The 20,614-nt window shown below is 64.5% G+C and carries 21 protein-coding genes; 12 read left to right on the top strand and 9 right to left on the bottom strand.

The genetic code is table 11. From position 1 onward, the window contains the following. Window positions 1-8: 8 nt before the first annotated feature. The 4 genes from KVO92_RS13960 to KVO92_RS13945 are packed head-to-tail and all read right to left on the bottom strand — an operon-like array spanning window position 9 to window position 3,495. Window positions 9-716 carry an ABC transporter ATP-binding protein gene (locus KVO92_RS13960; protein WP_217476223.1) on the bottom strand — a complete coding sequence of 236 codons (708 nt, stop codon included), beginning with the start codon at window positions 714-716 and terminating at the stop codon, window positions 9-11. Further along, window positions 703-1,470, bottom strand: a complete 768-nt coding sequence (locus KVO92_RS13955; RefSeq protein ID WP_217476222.1) for an ABC transporter ATP-binding protein — start codon at window positions 1,468-1,470, stop codon at window positions 703-705. The genes KVO92_RS13960 and KVO92_RS13955 overlap by 14 nt, the downstream gene beginning before the upstream one ends. After that, the gene (locus KVO92_RS13950) at window positions 1,463-2,491 is read right to left on the bottom strand and encodes a branched-chain amino acid ABC transporter permease (protein WP_217476221.1); all 1,029 of its coding nucleotides are present in this window, start codon (window positions 2,489-2,491) and stop codon (window positions 1,463-1,465) included. The genes KVO92_RS13955 and KVO92_RS13950 overlap by 8 nt, the downstream gene beginning before the upstream one ends. Next, window positions 2,491-3,495: a branched-chain amino acid ABC transporter permease gene (locus tag KVO92_RS13945; protein ID WP_254621438.1), complete on the bottom strand. Its 1,005-nt coding sequence runs from the start codon at window positions 3,493-3,495 to the stop codon at window positions 2,491-2,493. Before KVO92_RS13945 ends, KVO92_RS13950 begins: the two co-directional genes overlap by 1 nt. Window positions 3,496-3,837: 342 nt before the next feature. Between KVO92_RS13945 and KVO92_RS13940 the strand changes: the two genes are divergently transcribed. The 6 genes from KVO92_RS13940 (at window position 3,838) to KVO92_RS13915 (ending at window position 10,003) form a co-directional block, all read left to right on the top strand. Continuing rightward, window positions 3,838-4,671: an urease accessory protein UreD gene (locus KVO92_RS13940; RefSeq protein WP_217476220.1), complete on the top strand. Its 834-nt coding sequence runs from the start codon at window positions 3,838-3,840 to the stop codon at window positions 4,669-4,671. A gap of 139 nt (window positions 4,672-4,810) precedes the next feature. Next, a complete protein-coding gene (locus KVO92_RS13935) occupies window positions 4,811-5,113 on the top strand; it encodes an urease subunit gamma (protein WP_217476219.1) in 303 nt (100 codons plus the stop codon). Window positions 5,114-5,177: 64 nt separating this feature from the next. Next, window positions 5,178-5,687: an N-acetyltransferase family protein gene (locus KVO92_RS13930; protein WP_423836234.1), complete on the top strand. Its 510-nt coding sequence runs from the start codon at window positions 5,178-5,180 to the stop codon at window positions 5,685-5,687. Next, a complete protein-coding gene (locus KVO92_RS13925) occupies window positions 5,684-5,989 on the top strand; it encodes an urease subunit beta (protein ID WP_217476217.1) in 306 nt (101 codons plus the stop codon). The genes KVO92_RS13930 and KVO92_RS13925 overlap by 4 nt, the downstream gene beginning before the upstream one ends. Window positions 5,990-6,091: 102 nt before the next feature. Further along, entirely contained in the window at window positions 6,092-7,792 is a 1,701-nt protein-coding gene (ureC, locus tag KVO92_RS13920; RefSeq protein ID WP_217476216.1) for an urease subunit alpha, read from the top strand. A gap of 738 nt (window positions 7,793-8,530) precedes the next feature. Further along, on the top strand, window positions 8,531-10,003 hold the full coding sequence (locus tag KVO92_RS13915; RefSeq protein ID WP_217476215.1) for an NCS1 family nucleobase:cation symporter-1: 1,473 nt from the start codon (window positions 8,531-8,533) through the stop codon (window positions 10,001-10,003). Window positions 10,004-10,063: 60 nt separating this feature from the next. On the opposite strand, the gene KVO92_RS13910 is transcribed toward KVO92_RS13915, so the two are convergent. Then, window positions 10,064-10,330, bottom strand: a complete 267-nt coding sequence (locus tag KVO92_RS13910; protein WP_217476214.1) for a DksA/TraR family C4-type zinc finger protein — start codon at window positions 10,328-10,330, stop codon at window positions 10,064-10,066. Window positions 10,331-10,627: 297 nt separating this feature from the next. On the opposite strand from KVO92_RS13910, the gene KVO92_RS13905 reads away from it, so the two are divergent. Then, window positions 10,628-11,350, top strand: a complete 723-nt coding sequence (locus tag KVO92_RS13905; protein ID WP_217476213.1) for a TorF family putative porin — start codon at window positions 10,628-10,630, stop codon at window positions 11,348-11,350. On the opposite strand, the gene KVO92_RS13900 is transcribed toward KVO92_RS13905, so the two are convergent. The 3 genes from KVO92_RS13900 to KVO92_RS13890 form a co-directional block, all read right to left on the bottom strand. Further along, window positions 11,347-12,516, bottom strand: coding sequence for an MFS transporter (locus KVO92_RS13900; protein WP_217476212.1), 1,170 nt, complete (start codon window positions 12,514-12,516; stop codon window positions 11,347-11,349). The genes KVO92_RS13905 and KVO92_RS13900 overlap by 4 nt on opposite strands. Window positions 12,517-12,570: 54 nt before the next feature. After that, window positions 12,571-13,434, bottom strand: coding sequence for an isocitrate lyase/PEP mutase family protein (locus KVO92_RS13895; protein ID WP_217476211.1), 864 nt, complete (start codon window positions 13,432-13,434; stop codon window positions 12,571-12,573). A 94-nt stretch (window positions 13,435-13,528) separates the two neighbouring features. Continuing rightward, window positions 13,529-14,401 (bottom strand): DMT family transporter, encoded by an 873-nt coding sequence (locus KVO92_RS13890; protein ID WP_217476210.1) that lies wholly within the window; start codon window positions 14,399-14,401, stop codon window positions 13,529-13,531. A gap of 214 nt (window positions 14,402-14,615) precedes the next feature. On the opposite strand from KVO92_RS13890, the gene KVO92_RS13885 reads away from it, so the two are divergent. From KVO92_RS13885 to KVO92_RS13865, 5 genes are all read left to right on the top strand, one after another. After that, window positions 14,616-15,098 (top strand): GNAT family N-acetyltransferase, encoded by a 483-nt coding sequence (locus tag KVO92_RS13885; RefSeq protein ID WP_217477259.1) that lies wholly within the window; start codon window positions 14,616-14,618, stop codon window positions 15,096-15,098. A 164-nt stretch (window positions 15,099-15,262) separates the two neighbouring features. Next, window positions 15,263-15,763 (top strand): urease accessory protein UreE, encoded by a 501-nt coding sequence (gene ureE, locus KVO92_RS13880; RefSeq protein WP_217476209.1) that lies wholly within the window; start codon window positions 15,263-15,265, stop codon window positions 15,761-15,763. Next, entirely contained in the window at window positions 15,760-16,437 is a 678-nt protein-coding gene (locus KVO92_RS13875; protein WP_217476208.1) for an urease accessory protein UreF, read from the top strand. Before ureE ends, KVO92_RS13875 begins: the two co-directional genes overlap by 4 nt. A 1,267-nt stretch (window positions 16,438-17,704) precedes the next feature. Then, on the top strand, window positions 17,705-18,319 hold the full coding sequence (ureG, locus tag KVO92_RS13870; protein ID WP_217476207.1) for an urease accessory protein UreG: 615 nt from the start codon (window positions 17,705-17,707) through the stop codon (window positions 18,317-18,319). A gap of 98 nt (window positions 18,320-18,417) precedes the next feature. Then, window positions 18,418-18,993, top strand: a complete 576-nt coding sequence (locus KVO92_RS13865; protein ID WP_217476206.1) for a HupE/UreJ family protein — start codon at window positions 18,418-18,420, stop codon at window positions 18,991-18,993. Window positions 18,994-19,086: 93 nt separating this feature from the next. Here the strand turns inward: KVO92_RS13865 and amn are convergent, their stop codons facing one another. Next, window positions 19,087-20,559, bottom strand: coding sequence for an AMP nucleosidase (gene amn / locus KVO92_RS13860; RefSeq protein WP_217476205.1), 1,473 nt, complete (start codon window positions 20,557-20,559; stop codon window positions 19,087-19,089). Window positions 20,560-20,614: the final 55 nt, after the last annotated feature.

Below are 20,614 nucleotides of genomic sequence, written 5' to 3'. Positions count from 1 at the left end.
ATGACTGATCAGGCGCCGATGTAGGCTTTGCGCACGGCTTCGTTACCCAGCATGGCCTGCTGGTCGCCCTCCATCACCAGGCTGCCGCCCTCGATCACATAGGCGCGGTGGGCGATCTTCAAGGCGGCGAAGGCATTCTGTTCGGCCAGCAACACGCTGGTGCCGGATGCGTTGATGCGAGCGATCACCTCGAACATCTGGTTGACCACCAGCGGCGCCAGCCCGAGCGAGGGCTCATCGAGCATCAACAGCCGCGGCCGGCTCATCAGCGCCCGTCCGATCGCCACCATCTGCTGTTGGCCACCGCTCAGCGAGCCGGCGGGCTGGTGGCGCTTGTCGTGAAGGATGGGGAACAGGTCCAGCACCTCCTGCAGGTTGCGCTTGTTGCCCTCGCCATCACGCCGGTGCAGGTAGGCACCGAGGGCGAGGTTCTGCGAAACCGACATCTGCGGGAACAGCTTGCGCCCCTCCGGGCAGTGCACCACGCCTGCGGCGACCAGCGCCGAAGGCTTGAGTCCGTCGATGCGTTTGCCTTCCAGCGTGATGGTTCCACGGGTTGGCTTGAGCAGCCCGCTGATGGTGTTGAACAGCGTGGTCTTGCCCGCGCCGTTGGCCCCGAGCAGGACCACCAGCTCACCGGCGCCAACCGTCATCGAGACCTGGTTCAGCGCCTTGAAACTGCCGTAGCAGACATCGACCTGATCAAGCTGCAGCATCGTAGTCGCTCCCCAGGTAGGCTTCGATGACGGCGGGGTTCGCCTTGATCTCGGCAGGCGTGCCCTCGGCGATCTTCTCGCCGTAGTTGAGCACCATGATCTTGTCCGCCAGGCCCATGATCATGTCCATCTTGTGTTCGATCAGGCACACGGTCAGGCCGTGCTCGGGCATCTTGCGGATCAGCTGCGCCAGGCCCTCGGTTTCCTCCGGATTGACGCCCGCCGCCGGTTCGTCGAGCAGCACCAGCTTCGGCTCGGTGGCCAGCGCCAGGGCGAAGGCGACGCGCTTGCGCTCTTCCTGCGAGATATCCAGCACCACGCGGTTCTCCAGGTGCGCGAGGCCGACGAAATCCAGCGCGGCGCGGGCCTTCTCGCGGCATTCGCGCTCCTCACGCTGCAGGCGCTTGGAATTGATCAGTACGTCCCACAGACCGGAGCGGGTGCGCAAACGGTGGCCGACGATGAGGTTGTCGAGCACCGTCGCCTGCTCGAACAGGTGCGTAGTCTGGAACGTCCGGCCAACGCCGAGCCGAGCCACACGGTCACAGCGCATCCGCGAGACATCCTGACCGTCGATGAGGATGCGCCCCGAGCTGGGCTTGTGCACGCCCGAGATCAGGTTGAAAAAGGTGCTCTTGCCGGCGCCGTTGGGGCCGATGATGGCGTTGATCTTGAGCGCTTCGAACTCGATGCTGACGTCGTGTACCGCCGCCAGGCCGCCGAACATCTTGGTCAGGTTTTCGACCTTAAGCATTGGTGTTCACCTCGCTGCCGGGGCTGACTTTGCTGCTTGCGCGTGGATCCCTGGCCCGCGCGGCGGCGGTGTCCTTGCGCAGTTTCCAGCCGAGAAAGGTGCCGATGACACCGCGCGGCATGAAGATCACCAGCACCACGATCAGCGGGCCGAAGATGATCATCCGGTAGTCCTCGAGGAACTGCAGCGACTGGGTGATCCAGACCACGCCGACCGTCCCCACCAGTGGGCCGAACAGGGTGCCGAAGCCGCCGATCAGCAGGTAGGTGATCATGTCGAAGGTGTGGTTCGGGTTGGCCTCTTCCGGCCCGATGAAGCGGATCATCGAGGCGTAGAGCGCCCCGGCGACGCCGGCGTAGGTGGTCGAGAGCACGAAGGCCAGCAGCTTGTTGCGCATCAGATCGATGCCCAGCGATTGGGCCAGCGCATCACCGTTGCGGATCGCCATGAAGGTGCGCCCCAGCAGTGACGAGGCCAGGCGCCCGGCGAACCAGATCGCCAACACCAGAAACAGCAGCGCCAGGTAGTAGAAAGGCACCGTCTGGCTGAAATCCACCAGCCCGAAGCCATCCGGCGCCGCGATCCCGCGAATGCCAATGGCGCCGTGAGTCAGCTCCTCCCATTTATCGATCAGCAGGTAAATGATGAAGCCCACGCACAGCGTGAAGATCGCGAAGAAGTGCTCCTTCAAGCGCAGCGAGACGATGCCCACCAGCGCGCCGACCGCAGCCGAAACCAGCGCCGCGGCGACGAACGCCGGCCAGAAATTCCAGCCATGATCCGCGGTGAGAATCGCCAGGGCGTAAGCACCGATGGCGAAGAAGCCGCCATGGGCCAGGTTCAGCTGGCCGCAGTAGCCGGTGATGATGTTCAGCCCGTACACCGCAATCGCCCAGATGAAGGCGCTGGCCATCACATAGACCTGGTACTCGCTCTTGGCGAACAGGGGAAACGCCAGGGCAAGCGCCAGCACAACCAGCTTGCAGGCGCGACCGGTGAGGAAAGAGGCGAAGGAATGCATCAATGAGCCCCCTTGGCGAACAACCCGGTCGGGCGCAACGAGAGGATCACCACCAGCAGCGAGAAGGCGATGATGTCCTTGTAGTCCGAGGACAGGTAGAAGCCGCCGAAGCTCTCGGCGAAGCCAAGGATCATCGCCCCGATGATGGCGCCGGGAATGCTGCCCATGCCGCCCAGCACGATGATGACGAAGGCCTTCATGATCACCAGGTGCCCCATGGCCGGATACACCAGGTTGATCGGCGCATAGAGGGTGGCGGCGAAGGCGGCGAGCATGCCGGAGATGGCGAAGGTCAGCATCGCCACCCGATTGGCGTCGATGCCGACGAGAAAGGCGCCTTCGCGGCTTTGCGCCATGGCGATGATGGTCGAGCCGAGCATCGTTTTGCGCAGGAACAGGTGCAGCGCCAGCATCAGGGTAAAGGCGCCGACGATGATCAGCAGGCGCTGCTCGGGAATGATCAGCCCGTTGAAGTTGAGGATGCCGCCGTAGGGCGAGGCCATGCGGCGGAAGTCCGAGCCCCAGAACATCTGTATCGCCGCTTCGAGAAACAGCAGGATGCCAATGGCGGCAATCTTGTCGTGAATCGGCGGCGCGTTGCGCAACGGATGGAACACCAGCCGCTCGCACAGCACAGCCAGCGCGGCGACCACCAGGCCGGACAACAGCATGGCGATCCAATAGTGCAGGCCGAGGTCGGTCATGAAGAAGAACGACGCGAAGGCACCGACCATGTACAGCGCGCCATGGGCGAAGTTGGGAATGTGCAGGATGCCGTAGACGAGCGTCAGGCCGAGAGCGACCAACCCGTAGATGCTGCCCAGGGTCAGGCCGTTGAGCACTTGCTGAAACAATAGATTCAATGCAGCGCCTCCGTGGATCTTGTTGTTATGGGTACCACCGAGCGGTTGCGATTGCCGCCAGACCAGCAGGTCGAAACTCGACCGCCGCTCGGCATCGAACTGCGCCTGACTGACATTGGCACTCGCTCGTACCCTCGTCAAACCAGCGGCCCAAGAGAGATAGAGGCCCATAAAGCAGCGTGATGCTGGCAACAATGTGTTTCAGCGGCCCTGCGCTTGAGCCGATTGCGGTTCAGCGCAGCGACTGTCCAACCAAGCGAAGCGCGCCGTCGTGCCTTGCTGCGCATGCACCAAATAAGGTCACCGGCAGCGTGACACCTGGCAAGCGCACCATTCAAGGGCATCGGATTGGCGCTGGCAGGCGGTGCGGGGCCGCTCAGCCATGGCCTTACCACCCCGCGATGCCGGGCCGGCGCACCGCCGTGGCGCAAGAGGCATGACAATTGCTCGGCTAGCACATCACCGCGCAGATCCTACGGACCCATGACTGCCCTGACGCCCCTGTTCACGCCACACTGGAATGCCGAACTCGAACTGGCCTACGCCCGCTTCGACGAATCGACACGTCCGGTGTTGCGCCGCCACAGCGGGCCGTTGAGAGTCCAGAAGCACCTCTACGCCGAGGGGCCGCAAGTCTGCCAACACATCCTCGTGCACCCGCCGGGCGGGATCGCTGGCGGCGACCGACTGGACATCCGCGCGGCAGTCGACAAGGGCGCGTGGGCCCAGCTGACCAGCCCTGGCGCGGCCAAGTGGTATCGAGCTGCTGGCCCGGCTTTTCAGAAGGTGCAATTGCGCGTCAAGGCCGGCGCGACGCTGGAATGGCTGCCTCAGGAGACCATCGTCTACTCGGCGGCACAGGCCGAGCTCGCCACCACCATCGAACTGGAGGCCGATGCGCGGTTGTTCTATTGGGACATCGTCGCCCTGGGCCGGCCGGCCAGCGGCGAGCGCTTCGACGCGGGCCATTTCCAGGCCCAGCTGGACATCCGCCACGATGGTGAGCTGCTCTGGCACGAACGCCAGCGTGTCGCGGGCAACGACGGCCTGCTCGACTCGCCGATCGGCCTCGATGGCCAGCCGGTGTTCGCCACGCTGATCGTCACCGGCGAGATCGATGCCGAGCTGATGCAGCGCTGCCGCGAACTACCGAGCCGGGTCAGGGGCGATCTGACACAGCTGCCGGGCCTGGTCATCGGCCGCTGCCTGGCCAGCGAAGCCCTGCATGCCCGTGCCTGGCTGATCGACCTGTGGCGTCTGCTGCGTCCAGCCTTGCTAGGGCGCGAGGCCGTACCGCCACGAATCTGGAGTACGTGAATGGACGGTGGGCAAGGCTGCGCCGTTGCCTACCCTACGTCGGCGCTTGCTACCTGCCGTCCCGAACAACGCGCTACGTGGTCTCGACCACGAGCCGGTGGATGTGAAAAGCGACATCCACCCTACGACTGGAGTTGTTATGGATTTGTCACCGAGAGAGAAAGACAAGCTGCTGATCTTCACCGCCGGCCTGGTAGCCGAGCGGCGTCTGGCACGCGGCGTGAAACTCAACTATCCAGAAGCCATGGCCTACATCTCCGCCGCGCTGCTCGAAGGCGCCCGCGACGGTCAGACGGTGGCTGATCTGATGCATTTCGGCACCACCCTGCTCAGCCGCGAACAGGTCATGGAAGGCGTGCCGGAAATGATCCCGGAGATCCAGGTGGAAGCAACCTTCCCCGACGGCACCAAGCTGGTCACCGTGCATCAACCAATCCCGTGAACGAGAGGTCAATGTCTGTTGCGGCCGTGCCGTGATGACCCCGAACCGCTTGAAGGATTTTCCCGTGCAGATACGTGACGCCCTGGACGCCGACCTCGACGGCATCCTGCAGATTTACAACGATGCCGTGCAGAACAGCACGGCGATCTGGAACGACAACGTCGTCGATCTCGACAACCGCCGCGCCTGGCTGGCCGAACGCCACGCACAGAACTACCCGGTACTGGTGGCGATCGACGAACAGGGACAAGTGGCCGGCTACGCCTCGTTCGGCCCCTGGCGGCCCCACGATGGCTTTCGCCATACCGTGGAGAACTCGGTCTACGTCGGCCCCGGCCATCGTGGCAGCGGCATCGGCCGCAGCCTCATGCAGGCGCTGATCGAGCGCGCCCGCCAGCTGGAAAAGCACGTGATGATCGCCTTCATCGAGAGCGAGAACCGTGCCTCGATCCATATGCATCAGCAGCTTGGCTTCATCCACGTCGGCCAGATGCGCCAGGTGGGCTGCAAGTTCGGCCGCTGGCTGGACCTGACCATGATGCAACTGACCCTCAACAGGACGTCCAATCCATGATCCCCGGCGAATATCAGATCCAGGACGGCGACATCGAGCTCAACGCCGGCCGCCGCACGCTGATCCTGAACGTGGCCAACAGCGGCGACCGGCCGATCCAGGTCGGCTCGCACTACCACTTCTTCGAAACCAACGACGCGCTCGCCTTCGACCGCGCGGCCACCCGCGGCATGCGCCTGAACATCCCGGCCGGCACTGCGGTGCGCTTCGAACCGGGCCAGAGCCGCGAGGTGGAACTGGTCGAGCTGGCCGGCGACCGGCGGGTGTTCGGCTTTGCCGGACGGGTGATGGGCGCGCTCTGATTACAGATTCGTAGGGTGGAAAACGCCGCAGGCTTTTCCACCACCCAGTTTGCCGGTGGACAAGCTTCGCGTTGTCCACCCTACGGACAAGGATGAGATTCGATGAAGATTTCCCGCCAAGCCTACGCCGACATGTTCGGCCCCACCGTTGGCGACAAGGTGCGCCTGGCCGACACCGAGCTGTGGATCGAGGTCGAGAAGGACTTCACCACTTACGGCGAGGAGGTGAAGTTCGGCGGCGGCAAGGTGATCCGCGACGGCATGGGCCAGGGCCAGCTGTGCGCGGCCGACGTGGTCGACACGCTGATCACCAACGCGCTGATCCTCGACCACTGGGGCATCGTCAAGGCGGACGTCGGCTTGAAGGACGGCCGCATCGCCGCCATCGGCAAGGCCGGAAACCCGGACATTCAGCCCGACGTGACCATCGCCATCGGCGCCGCGACCGAAGTCATCGCCGGGGAAGGGATGATCCTCACCGCCGGCGGCATCGACTCGCATATCCACTTCATCTGCCCGCAGCAGATCGAAGAAGCACTGATGAGCGGCGTCACCACCATGATTGGCGGCGGCACGGGACCTGCCACCGGCACCAACGCCACCACGGTGACTCCCGGCCCCTGGCACATGGCGATGATGCTCAAGGCCGCCGACGCCTTCCCGATGAACATCGGCTTCACCGGCAAGGGCAACGCCTCGCTGCCCGAACCGCTGATCGAGCAGGTCAAGGCCGGTGCCATCGGCCTGAAGCTGCACGAGGACTGGGGCACCACCCCAGCGGCCATCGATAACTGCCTGAGCGTGGCGGACCAGTACGATGTTCAGGTGGCGATCCATACCGACACCCTCAACGAATCCGGCTTCGTCGAAACCACCCTCGGCGCCTTCAAGGGCCGCACCATCCACACCTACCACACCGAAGGTGCTGGCGGCGGCCACGCGCCGGACATCATCAAGGCCTGCGGTTTCGCCAACGTGCTGCCCAGCTCGACCAACCCGACCCGGCCGTTCACCCGCAATACCATCGACGAGCACCTGGACATGCTCATGGTCTGCCACCACCTCGACCCAAGCATCGCCGAGGACGTGGCCTTCGCCGAGAGCCGTATCCGCCGCGAAACGATTGCCGCCGAGGACATCCTCCATGACCTCGGCGCGTTCTCGATGATCAGCTCCGACAGCCAGGCCATGGGCCGCGTCGGCGAGGTGATCACCCGCACCTGGCAAACCGCCGACAAGATGAAGAAGCAGCGCGGCGCCCTGCCCGGCGACGGCGCGGGCAACGACAACTTCCGCGCCAAGCGTTACATCGCCAAGTACACCATCAACCCGGCCATCACCCATGGCGTCAGCCACGAGGTGGGCTCCATCGAAGTCGGCAAATGGGCCGATCTGGTGCTGTGGCGCCCGGCGTTCTTCGGCGTCAAGCCGAGCCTGATCCTCAAGGGCGGCGCCATTGCCGCGAGTCTGATGGGCGACGCCAACGCCTCGATCCCGACGCCGCAGCCGGTGCACTACCGACCGATGTTCGCCAGCTTCGGCGGCTCGCTGCATGCGTCGAGCTTTACCTTCATCAGCCAGGCCGCCTTCGAAGCAGGCGTGCCCGAGCAGTTGGGACTGAAGAAGAAGATTGGCATGGTGAAGGGTTGCCGTTCGGTGCAGAAGAAGGACCTGATCCACAACGACTACACGCCGGACATTCAGGTCGACCCGCAGAACTACCAGGTGCGCGCCGACGGTCAGTTGCTCTGGTGTGAACCCGCCGAAGTGCTGCCGATGGCGCAGCGGTATTTCCTGTTCTGACGAGCCAGGCTTCACCCCGCTGTGGGAGCGGTCTTGACCGCGATCTTCTCACCGCGGTGCCGCCCCATTCGCGGTCGAGACCGCTCCCACTACTCGCCCCTGCCGCTGTGGGAGCAGTCTTGACTGCGATCTTCTCACCGCGGCGCCGCCCCATTCGCGGTCGAGACCGCTCCCACGATTTTGCCCCGCCCCCCTGTGGGAGCGGTCTTGAATGCGATCTTCTCGCCGCGGTGCCGCCCATTCGCGGTCGAGACCGCTCCCACAATTCGCCCGCCCCCCCTGTGGAAGCGGTCTTGACCGCGATCTTTCCACTGCGGTGCCCCCCCATTCGCGGTCGAGACCGCTCCCACGATTCGTCCCCGCCCCTGTGGGAGCGGTCCTGACTGCGATCTTCTCACCGCGGCGCCGCCCCCTTCGCGGTCGAGACCGCTCCCACGATTCGCCCCTGCCCCCTGTGGGAGCGGTCTTGACCGCGATCTTTTTACTGCGCAGCCGCCCCATTCGGGGTCGAGATCGCTTCCTCTGCCCTTTGAAGGCGCAGGCAAAAGGACAATTGCCTATCCCTACACCATCCTTTGTATACAAAAACAATCTAACGATAACGCCAGGCATGGCTAGTCTTTGGTGAGTTGCGGGCCAGGTCTGCCATCGGCCGACGCTTACTCACGCGCGACTTTGCTACAGACGGAACAAAAACTGCATACAACTCCGAGAACAATTCGCACAGGGCGCAGACTGATGAATCACGACGATTTCCGGATCAAGCAGATCGACCCCACGCTGTATAACGACGACCTCGCCCCGCTTGCCCCCGCCAAACGCAAATGGGGTTGGTTCGAGATCTTCAACGTCTGGTCCAACGACATTCAGAGCCTGTTCGGCTATACCCTCGCCGCCACGCTGTTCATCAGTTACGGCCTGAACGGCTGGGCCGTGCTCGCGGGAATCGTCCTGGCCGGCTTCATCGTCATGGGGCTGGTGCAACTGACCGGTAAACCCAGCGTCAAGTACGGCATTCCGTTCCCGGTCATGGCCCGCGCCAGCATGGGCGTGCGCGGGGCGAACTTCCCCGCGGTCGTGCGCGGCATCGTGGCGATCTTCTGGTACGGCGTGCAGACCTACTTCGCCTCGACCGCGGTGGCCTTGCTGGTTCGCACCCTGGCCGGCCCCGGGTCGGACGCCACCTTGCTGGGTCTGACGCTGGTGGACTGGATCGCCTACGTGATGGTCTGCGTCTTCCAGGTCGCGTTGTTCGTCCGCGGCGTGGAGTGGGTGACGCGCTTTCTCAACTGGGCCGGGCCCTTGGTCTACGTGGTGATGATCGCGATGATGATTGCCATCTGCTACAAGGCCGGTCCCAGCCTGGCCGGCGCGCTGGGTACGATCTTCAGTGGCACCGGCAGCTACGCCGCCGGGCCCGTTGCCGCGTTCGCCGCCGTGGTCGGCACCATGGTCGCCTACTTCGCCGCGGTGGTGATCAACTACGGCGACTTTGCCCGCTTCGTCAAAAGCGAGCGGCAGATGCGCATCGGCAACTTTCTCGGCCTGCCGGTGAGCCTGGCATTCTTCTCGCTGATCGCGCTGGTGATCACCGCCGGCACCGTGGTGGTGTTTGGCGAGACCCTGACCAACCCCACCGACATCGTGTCGCGCATCGACAACGTCGGCCTGACCCTGATCGCCGCGGTGACCTTCTTTGCCGCCACGGTGGGCATCAATCTGGTGGCCAACTTCATTCCGCCGGCGTACGACATCGCCAACCTGGCTCCGGCGCATATCAGCGCCCGCACTGGCGGCTATATCACCGCGGTGATCGCCTTCTTCATCGGCGCGCTGTGGGTGTCGTTCATCAGTGCGGTGGGTATCGCCGCGTTCGTCGACACCCTCGGCGCGGTGCTAGCGCCGCTCTACGGCATCATCGTGGCGGACTACTACCTGGTTCGTCGGCAGCGGTTGGATGTGCAGCAGCTGTTTTCCTCGGAGCCCAGCGCGGCGTATTACTTCAGCGCCGGCTGGAATCGCAAGGCGATCATTGCCTTCGGCATCAGCTCGGTGTTCTCGGTAGCCTCCGTCTGGATGCCTGGCATGGAAAGTCTGTCGGGCTTCGCCTGGCTGCTTGGCGCGCTGTTCGGTGCGGTGGTGCACTACCTGCTGATGCGCAAGCAGGTGCTGCCGGTTGGAGCGCCGCCCAGCCTGACACCCCACCGCTGAGGCGACAGGCGCGGACGGTGGCCGGACCGTCCGCGCGGCCTGAGGCCGATGCCGGCCACCTCAACGCAGTTGGCTGTCTTTGCTCCCGCGGCGGTTATAGCCGCTGAACTTGGCTTCCTGCTTGTCCAGCTCGGTCTGGCACTTCACGCACAGCCGCACGCCCGGTACCGCCTGCCGCCGCGCCTCCGGAATCTTCGCGTCACATTCCTCGCAATGCGTCAGGCTCTCGCCTCGGCCCAATCGGCTGCGCGCGCGCTGCACGGCATCCTCGATGGTGCTGTCGATCTGATCCTGTACCGCGCCTTCGTTCGCCCAACCGGTTGCCATCGTTACCTCCCGCCTGCCTGGGGCCAGGTTACCGTCATAAGACATTGGAACGGCGCGGGCGACCGCCGTTCAGTGTGCCAATCGCGACAGCTTTTCGCGACGCCAAGTCCCCGGCACCGCCCGTCGTTCACTTGGCGTCAAAACGACGAGCGGGGATTCCCACGTCAGGTCATCGACTACCCTTGGGCCCATTGATCAGAACGCGAGCGGCGGACATCGCGCCGGCGCTCTTGATCGGCATCGCCTTCGTGGTCGCTTCCGAGCGGCTTGTATGACTCATCAGCCCACGAATCCCGTATGAACAACAAACACGCCGTGATGGCCGCACTGCTCATCCTCAGTGGATGCGCCAGCCAGCCGGACGTGGTCGAACGCGAACTCGGCGCCTTCGACCTCAAGCTCGGCACCTCGCCGACCCGCAGCATGGCGCAGGGGCTGGTCAACCCCATCGCCGCCAGCACCTTCCGTGGCGGGCTGGACCTGACCCACGCCAGCGGCCTGTACCTGGGGCAATGGGCACCCAGCATGGGCATTCTCGAGGGCCGGTCTCTGGAGCTGGACACCTACGCCGGGTATGCCCAGCCGCATCTCGGCGATATGCCAGGTTTCGAACTGGGCGTGATCCGCTACAGCTTTCCCGAATTGGAGAACCACGACCGCCATCAGTTCTATGCCGGTATCAACCTTGCCGGCAGCCGTCTGGGCGGGGCATTGAGTGCTTCTCCGGGACGGACCGACAGCACCCTGCTCATGGAGCTGGGGTCGGTTCAGCCATTCAATGTCGGAGTGAGGTTGAAATACGCCAGTCACTCGATGGACAGCCCGATGTATCACATGGGCGGCAGCGTACGGGTTTTCAATGACTGGTCGCTGAATCTGTCTCGCCCGCTGCTCGGCATGCATGTGGACCTGACCTACACCGACTCCAACCTGAGTGGACGACAATGCGGGGTCTACTCCGGGCAGAACAGTTATTGCGAGAGCTATTTCATGTTCAAGGCCGAGCGGGCGCTGTTCTAACCCCTGGCCTGAGCCTGACTGAAGCGCAGCCGTGCATGCCCGACGGCGAGCAGAAAGGCTGCCGCTGCGAAGCCATAGAGCACCCAGAGATTGCCATTCTGATACAACCAGGAGCCGAGCACCGGCCCGGTCGCCATGCCCATGAAGCGGAAAAAGTTGTAGCTGCCCACGGCCGTGGCGCGATTGTGCTGGTAGAGGTCCATCAGCAAGCTGGTCTGCACCGGTAGCGAGAGCCCGAGAAACAGCCCGAAGGCCGTGACCGCCAACACCAGTGCGGCGAGCGATACCTGCGCGATCGCCATGAACAGCAGCAGGCTGAGCGCGTTGAGCAGCGCCGTGACCAACAGCATCGGTCGTGCCCGCCAGCGGCCCAGCAACCGTCCGCCACTGAAACTGCCGATCACCACCGCGATGGACAGCGGCAGAAACACCATACCCTTTTGCGCCGCGCTCAGGCCGTAGCTGCTGTCGAGCACCCGCGGCATGAACACCAGGTAGTTGTAGAAGGCGTAGTACTGGACGAAGCTGAGCAACATGATCGCCAGCCCCTGCCGGTCGCGCAGCACCTCCAGGTACTGCCCGGGATGGAAGGCCCGCGGCTGTTCGCCGGCCGGTCGGGTTTCCTCGAGACCGATGGCATTGCTCAGCAGCGCCACGCCACCAACGATGGCCAGCAGCAGGAACACGTAGTGGAAGTCCAGGTGCTCGCCCAGAAAGCCGCCGACCACCGGCCCCACGACCGGCCCCAGCGCCACCATCATCTGGAACGACCCCATCGCCCGACCGCGCTCGGCCCCTTCGAAACGATCGCCAATCACCGTGACCGCCACCACCGCGCCCGCGGCGATGCCAACGGCCTGCAAGGCACGGAATGCCAACAGCATTTCGATGCTGCCGGACAGGAAGCAGCCCAGCGAGGCGACGATATAAATACCCAGCCCGGCCAGCAGGGTGGGCTTGCGCCCGGTCCGGTCGACCAGCGGGCCGTAGACGATCTGCATGAACGCCAGCACGAAGGTGAAGATCGAGATGCTGAGGTTGATCAGCAACGGCGTGGTCTTCAGCGCCGCGCCCAGCTCCGGCAGGATCGGCGCGTAGACCGTCTGCGTGAAGGGCCCGAGGAAGGCAGCGAATGCCACCATGAAGGTCAGCAGGCGTGGGCTCATCGGATCTCCGTCAGCGTAGAAAAAGGCCGGCCGCGCGCAGCCGGAAGCAGTCGGTCACTCCTTGACCTGCATGTACTCCTCTGCCCAGACCATGTACTCCTCGGCGGTCGAATATTTCACCGAGAGTTGCGAGGCGTTGAGGTCGGACGCATCGATTTGGCGCTGCTCGCGCAGGCAGTCGTAGGTCGCCTTGATCGCGGCGAAATAGGCCGCGTGTCCGTTGACCACGATGCGTACGCCGAGCGCGGCCAGCCGGGCGTTGTCGCGCAGCTTCGGATTGCCATAGGTCACCAGCATCAGCGGCACGCTCAGCTTCGCCGCCACCTGTTCGAGCTGTTCGAAATCCTCGATGCCGACCAGGCAGATGGCATCGGCGCCCGCCGCCTCGTAGGCCTGTACGCGGGCGATGACTTCCTCCAGCCCGATCACGCCGGCATTGGTCCGCGCGATGATGGCCAGCTCGGGATCGATGCGTGCTTCCAGCGCCGCGCGAATCTTGCCGACCGCTTCGAACATGCCGATGAGGTCGGTGGACTTGCGCCCGAATTTGGCAGGCAGCAGGGTGTCCTCGATGGTCAGCGCGGCGATCCCGGCGCGCTCCAGCTCGACCACGGTACGCATCACGTTCAGCGCATTACCGTAGCCGTGGTCGGCATCGGCAATGATCGGCAGGCGGCTCACGCGGCCGATGCGGGTCGCCTGCTCGACGAATTCGCTCAGGGTGATCAGCGCAAAGTCAGGCGCGGCGAGCACCTGCAGCGAAGCGACCGAGCCGCCGAGGATGCCGACCTCGAACTGCAGATCGGCGGCAATGCGCGCCGACATTGGATCGAACACCGAGGCGGTGTGGTAGCAGCGGTCGGCGGCTAGCAGCTGACGGAAATCCTGGCGCAAGGTGTGGTGTGAAATTCGTTGCATGTTTCTTTTCCTGATGAACGCACGCAAGGGTCGAGTCGCCCTTGTCTGGTCAAGTGTTGTGCAAGGCCGACCCGCGGGCCGGCCGGAGCCGTTTTCAAGGACGCAGCCGCACCTGCCGCCCCTGTACATAGGCCATCACCAATCCGCTGGCGATGATGATGGCCATGCCGACCATCGCGCCGAGATCCGGTGTATGGCCGAAGACGATCATCCCGACCACCCCGGCGAAAATGATCTGCGAATAGGTGAATGGCGCCAGTGCAGCCGCGCTGGCAAAGCGAAAGGCGTTGGTCAGCAGCAAATGGCCACTCATGGCCATGGCGCCGAGCGCCGCCATCATCAGCGCATCGTGCAGCGTTGGGGTCTGCCAGTTGAAAATCACCAGGACGCTCATGACCAGGCTCCCCACCAGGCTGGTGATGAAGTTGCTGGTCACGGGGTGATCGGTTGCACTCAACCGGCGGGTAATCAGTTGGTAGACGGTGAAGCTCAGTGCTGCGCCGAACGGTAGCAGGGCGGCCGGCGTGAACAATGCACCGCCCGGGCGCACGATGATCAGCACCCCGACAAGCCCGCAACCGACCGCCAGCCACTGGGCGCGGCTGACCTGTTCACCGAGCAGTCTCGAGGCGATCGTGACCATCAGCGGCGCGAGGAAGATCACCGCGGTCGCCTCGGCCAGGGGGATGTAGCTCAGCCCACTGATGAACAGCATGCTCACGCTGATCAGGCTCAAACCCCGGCAGACCTGCAGCTTCGGGCGCAGCGTGCGGAACACGCGACAGCCCATGCGCGGCGCGAACAGCGCGATCATCAGCGCGGTCTGCGACAGGTAGCGCGCCCATATCACCAGAAACACCGGATAGAGCTGGGTCAGGTACTTGGAAAGCCCGTCGTGCGAAGCCAGGGTCAGGCAGGAGACCAGGATGAGCAGAACGCCGAGCAGAGGCCGATGGGAATTGTTCAATGGGGAAACCGCGACAATAGGTAGCAACCTAAGAATTATGCCCGTAAATCGGCATTTCGTCAGTCATCGGATGAGCCGAACCGACGGCCGTCGCCGCGGACCCTTCGTCGGCCCACTCACGTTGTAACCGCCGATCGCGTATGATCGCCGCCCCGCGCGAGCCGCCTGGTCGGCCGCGTCCGTTCGAGTAGTTCAGATGTTTCAGTTAAGAGCGATGCAGGCGCGCGATATTCCTGCCGTGATGTCGATTCAGGAAGAATCCTATGCCGCCGAGGTCCTCGAGGACGAGGCGGTGATCCGCGCCCGCCTCGCCGCCTGCCCCCAGCTGGCCTGGGTCGCCGAGGATGAGCTGGGCGTGTGCGCCTACCTCTTCGCCTACCGTTCACGGGTCGGCAAGGTCACCCCGCTGGATGGCGACTTCCAACCGCATGCCGAAGCCGACTGCCTGTATCTGCACGACCTGGCCGTCTCCCGCCGAGCCAGCGGTCGCGGCATTGGCCCGGCGCTGGTTCAGCACAACCTCGAGCAGGCGCGCAGCCAGCAGCTGCGCTACTCGGCACTGGTGTCGGTGCAGGAGTCCGAAGCCTTCTGGTCACGCCTCGGCTACGCCACGCATGACGACCTGGAGGCCGTTCAGGTCGACAATCTGGCCAGCTACCAGATCCCTGCCGTGTACATGGTCCGCGCGCTGCACTGACTTGCACGCCTATGGTGCCCGGCAGCGCGCTGCGCACCATAACGGAACACCGAAACGCGCCATTTCTGGCACGCGGCGTTCCCAGCCAGCGTGCGGTGCCGGCTGGGTCGGGTTGGCAAGGGGCTTGCTCTGCTTGTGCCATTGCACAATCGGAACTGCTCGCCATGCTGGTCATCCATCACCGCACCGCTCCTCAGGCCACTGCCGACGCAGAGCTGGAACTGACGTTCGAGGCGCGCAGTAAATCGCGTCTGCGTTGCTTCACCACCGAAGGCGAGGAAGTCGGCCTGTTCCTCGAACGCGGCCAGCCGCCACTGCATGACGGCGAATGCCTGCGCGCCGAAGACGGCCGCATCGCCCGGGTGCGGGCCCGCGCCGAGCAGCTACTGCATGTGACCTGCGTCAGCGCCTTCGAGCTGACGCGCGCCGCCTACCACCTGGGCAATCGCCATGTCGCACTGCAAGTGGGCGACGGCTGGCTGCGCCTGCTCGACGACTACGTGCTCAAAGACATGCTGCTGCAGCTGGGCGCCCGCGTCGAAGCCATCGAGGCGCCCTTCCAGCCCGAGCACGGCGCCTATGGCGGCGGCCATCACCACTCCCATGCCGGCGAGGCAGAATTCAGCTACGCGCCTCGCCTGCATCAGTTCGGCGTGCGCGCATGACACCGGCGGGGTTCGCGCTGCTGCGGCTCGCCAGCCCGCAATTGCCGATCGGCGGCTACAGCTATTCCCAAGGGCTGGAAATGGCCGTCGAGCAACGGCTTGTGCACGACGAAGCCAGCGCCAGCCGCTGGCTGGGCGACCAGCTGCTGCTCAACCTGGCACGCTTCGAGGCGCCGCTGCTGCTGGCTCACTGCTGCGCTGCCGCGGCGGAAGACTGGGACGAACTGGAACAGCTCGCCGCCCGCCACTGCGCCAGCCGCGAGACTCGCGAGCTGCGGCTGGAGAGCCGGCAGATGGGCTATTCGCTCAAGCAATTGCTGGACAACCTGCCAGAACTCGACGCCCCGGCCCGCACCCTGTTTCAACGCATCGACGAACCCGGTCTGGCCCTGGGCTGGGCGCTGGCCGCGCGCGCCTGGGACATCAGCCCCGAGGATGCACTGGCCGCCTGGCTGTGGGGCTGGCTGGAGAATCAACTGGCGGTGTTGATGAAGACGCTGCCGCTGGGGCAGCAGGCGGCGCAGCGGTTGACCTCGCAGCTGCTCCCTAGCCTGCAGCAGGCCCAACTCGACGCAACGGTTATCGAGCCGGAGCGCTGGGGCAGCGCCGCCTTTGGGCTGGCGCTGATGAGCATGGGGCATGAGCGGCAGTACAGTCGGTTGTTTAGGTCATGAGGGGATCGAGTCCGGCTTTGCCATGCGCATTTATAGGGGCGAGCTTGCATTCGGATGGAGCGCGTAATAAGCGGTTCGATTGGTCCCAGATCGCCGTATCCTCGTTGACGCTTAATATGGGCCGCCCTTCCGACAACGCTCTGTTGGCGCCGGGTTGGGAATCTCGGGCGGGTAAGCGAGTTGGCCGATGCATTGGTTTCGCCCTGCTGGGCGAGTCCCTTTTGGCAATTGCCCCAAAAGGAACCAAAAGGTCTTGCCCCTGCATCCGGGTCTCGCTTCGCTCGACTTCCCTCATTCCATCCGCGCTCCGGGGGCCGGCGTACAAGGGCCATCCATGCCGACGGCGGCCCCGACCCTTTACGCCTCTCGCGGCATCCATGCCGCTCGTCCCTCTACGCAGCGATTCCATTCGGCCTCCTGAAAGGGGCGTTCGGCGGCGTCTGATAGGTCATTTGCCCGCAAACAAGCGAAGCGCTTTTGTTTCGCTTTTTGCGAACTTTCAGACAACTCGGACTCGATCCCTGTTCAGCAATGTAGGGTGGAAAACTGCGCAGCATTTTCCACCACAGGCTACAACCACGTTCTCGCCGGACCATGGCGGATTACTTTCCAAAACGGTGGGTAAGCTTCGCGTTACCCACCCTACGGACCTCGCGCCCCTCCGCGCGGAATCCATTCGGCCGTCTGAAAGGAGCGGTCGGTGGCGTCTGATAGGTCATTTGTCAGAAAACAAACGAAGCGCTTCTGTTTCGCTGTTTACGATCTTTCAGGCGGCTCGGTCTCGACTCCCCTCCAGGAGGCCGAGCGCAGGTGTTGCGCAGGGGGACGCGAGGCATGGATGCCGAGCGCGGAGTGATGGGTCGGGGCCGCCGTCGGCATGGATGTCCCTTCGCGACGACCCCCGGAGCAGCACCGGAGCGAGGGAAGTTTTGCGAAGCAAAACCCGCATGCAGGGGTGCGCTTTCTTTTGCTTACTTTTCTTTGCGCAAACAAAGAAAAGTAAGGCGCCGTGCGAGGCGCAACCCGTAGTCCCAGCCGAGGAAAGCGCGGCGCCTGACACAACTGCGTACGCCTCCATCGATCACCCAAACCGCTCTGCAGTGCGAAACCCATCCAAACGCTCTGCGCCTCGCACAGGACCACAAGGGGCGTGGCTGCGATCTCCACGCTCCCCAAACGCTTCCCGTTGCCCCTACTCAGCCGGCAGCGGCACGCCCCTTCGCATCAACCCCGATGCACCCCAGCTGCCATCCAGAGGAGACCACCCATGAACACCCAACCCCTTCGCGTCGGTATCGGCGGGCCGGTCGGTTCCGGCAAGACCGCCCTGACCCTTGCCCTCTGCCTGGCGCTACGTGAGCGTTACAACCTGGCCGTGGTGACCAACGACATCTACACCCAGGAGGATGCGCAGTTCCTGGTGCGCAACGAGGCCCTGGCGCCCGAGCGCATCATCGGGGTCGAGACCGGCGGCTGCCCGCACACGGCGATCCGCGAGGATGCCTCGATCAATCTCGAAGCGGTCGAGCAGCTCAACCGCCGCTTTCCGGGCCTGGACCTGATCATCGTCGAATCCGGCGGCGACAACCTCTCGGCGACCTTCAGCCCGGAGCTGTCGGACCTGACCATTTACGTGATCGACGTGTCGGCCGGCGACAAGCTGCCACGCAAGGGTGGACCGGGCATCTGCAAGTCCGATCTGCTGGTGATCAACAAGGTCGACCTGGCGCCCCTGGTCGGTGCCTCGCTGGAGGTCATGGACCGCGACACCCGCAAGATGCGCGGCGACAAGCCCTTTGTGTTCAGCAACCAGAAGGTGGGCCAGGGCCTAGACGAGATCATCGCGTTTATTGAGAAACAGGGCATGCTCCGCGCCGCCTGATCGTACTCACCCTGTAGGAGCGGGCTCTGCCCGCGACCTGGAAACCCCCAGCACACCGTAGTCCCCACCCCACCGCATGCAGACTCGAGGATGACCGCATGACACCGCAGAAGAACATCGCAATCGCCGCTGCCCTGCTGCTCAGCCCGGCTTTCGCCTTCGCCCATCCCGGCCACGACCACACCGGCGTGCTGTCCGGCATCGCCCACCCGCTTTTCGGCCTCGATCACCTGCTGGCGATGCTCGCTGTCGGCCTTTGGGCCGCGCAACAGCAGGGCACGGCGCGCTGGGCGCTGCCGCTCACCTTCGTTGCGACCATGCTGCTCGGTGGCCTGGTCGGCTTCGCGGGTGTCGTGATCCCGTTGATGGAAACCGGTATTGCCGGCTCGGTCCTGGCTCTCGGCCTGCTGGTCGCCCTGGCCGTGCGTCCACCGCTGGCCGTCGCGGCTGGCCTCACGGCGTTGTTCGCCGCCAGCCATGGCGTCGCCCACGGCCTGGAGCTGCCGGCATTGTCGAGTCCCTGGGGTTATGCCGCCGGCTTCGTCGTCGCCACTGCCGCGTTGCACGCCGGCGGTTATGCCGTGGCGCGCAACCTTCCGCACGTGGCAACTCCGCTGGTGCGTCTCGCCGGTGCCGCAGCGGCCATCACCGGCGCCTGGCTGCTGGCGGCATGACACGGCGCTAGCCGGACGCCGCATGGCGCGGACCGCCAGATGCACAAAGCCCGAGTCTCCTCGGGCTTTGTGCGTTTCATGCTGCGGCTGCGACTAGCGGAACGGCGGCTCGTCGAAGCTGCGCAATTTGCGCGAGTGCAGCGAATTGAGCTGATCGCGCAGCAGATCGAGCGCGGCGATGCCGATCTTCAGGTGCTGGGTGACGGCACGCTCATAGAAAGCGTTGGCCGAGCCCGGCAATTTGATCTCGCTGTGCAGCGGTTTGTCCGACACGCAGAGCAGCGTCCCGTAGGGCACCCGCAGGCGATAGCCCTGAGCGGCGATGGTGCCGCTTTCCATATCCACCGCCACGGCGCGGGACAGGTTGATCAGCGGCCGTTCCTGGGCCCAGCGAAGCTCCCAGTTGCGGTCGTCGTAGGTCAGCACGGTGCCGGTGCGCAACCGCTTCTTCAGCGCCTCGCCCTTGTCGCCGGTGACCTGCGCGGCGGCTTCCTGCAGCGCCTGCTGCACTTCGGCCAATGCCGGCAGCGGGATGTGCGGCGGCAGCACCCGGTCGAGGATGCCGTCGCGGCGCATGTAGGCGTGCGCCAGCACATAGTCGCCGATGGACTGCGACTGCCGCAGCCCGCCGCAGTGGCCGATCATCAACCAGCAATGCGGGCGCAGCACCGCCAGGTGGTCGGTGATGTTCTTGGCGTTCGACGGGCCGACGCCGATGTTCACCAGGGTGACACCGTGGCCATCCTCGGACTGCAGGTGATAGGCCGGCATCTGGTAACGGTGCCAGAGCACGCCACCGATAATGGCCTGTGCCTCGCCCTCCTCCATGCCGCGCTCGATGATGATGTTGCCCGGCAGCACCATGCGCACGAAGCGGGTGTCGTCGCGCAGCATGTCGAGGCCATGGCGAATGAACTGGTCGACGTAACGGTGGTAGTTGGTCAGCAGGATCCAGGGCTGCACATGGCGCCAGTCGCTGCCGGTGTAATGCACCAGCCGGCGCAGCGAGAAATCCACCCGCGCACCATCGAAGAGCGCCAACGGATAAGGATCGGCGTGTTCCCAGTCGTAGAGGCCGTCGGCAATGTCATCGGTGGCCGCGGACAGGTCGGTACTGGGGAACACCCGCGCCAGCTCGGCCGCGGTCACGCCGGTACCGGCCAGTTCATCGCCCTGCTCGATCACGTACGGATAGGGAATATTGCGCTCGCTGATGCCCACCTCGACCTTGACGCCGAAATCCTGGATCAGCGGCCGCAGCTGGTCGAGCAGGTAGCTGCGAAACGCCGCCGGATGGGTCACGGTCACGCTGTAGACGCCCGGTGCCTGCACTTTTGCATAGGCACGGGTCGAGGCCGGCACCTCGCCATGGCATTCGTAGGTCAGTCGCAGTTCGGGATAGCGGAACAGCGCACGCTCGGCAGCGCCCGGCTCCTGGCGCGTGGCGACATAGCGCTTGAGGGCCTGATTCAATGCGCGGGTGGCGTGCTGATGCAACTCGGCAAGGTGGTCCACGGCCGCCTCAGCGCTGGTGGCAATGCGGAAAGTCTCGCCTGCTGAATTCATGGTGCGTTTCCTTTATCAGTCGTTGAAAACATCTTGCCTGCTGATCGATGACAGC

Source organism: Stutzerimonas stutzeri (genome assembly GCF_019090095.1).
GTDB classification, from domain to species: domain Bacteria; phylum Pseudomonadota; class Gammaproteobacteria; order Pseudomonadales; family Pseudomonadaceae; genus Stutzerimonas; species Stutzerimonas stutzeri_AN.
Note: the sequence above shows the minus strand (reverse complement) of the source record. Positions and strands in the feature narration are given on the sequence as shown.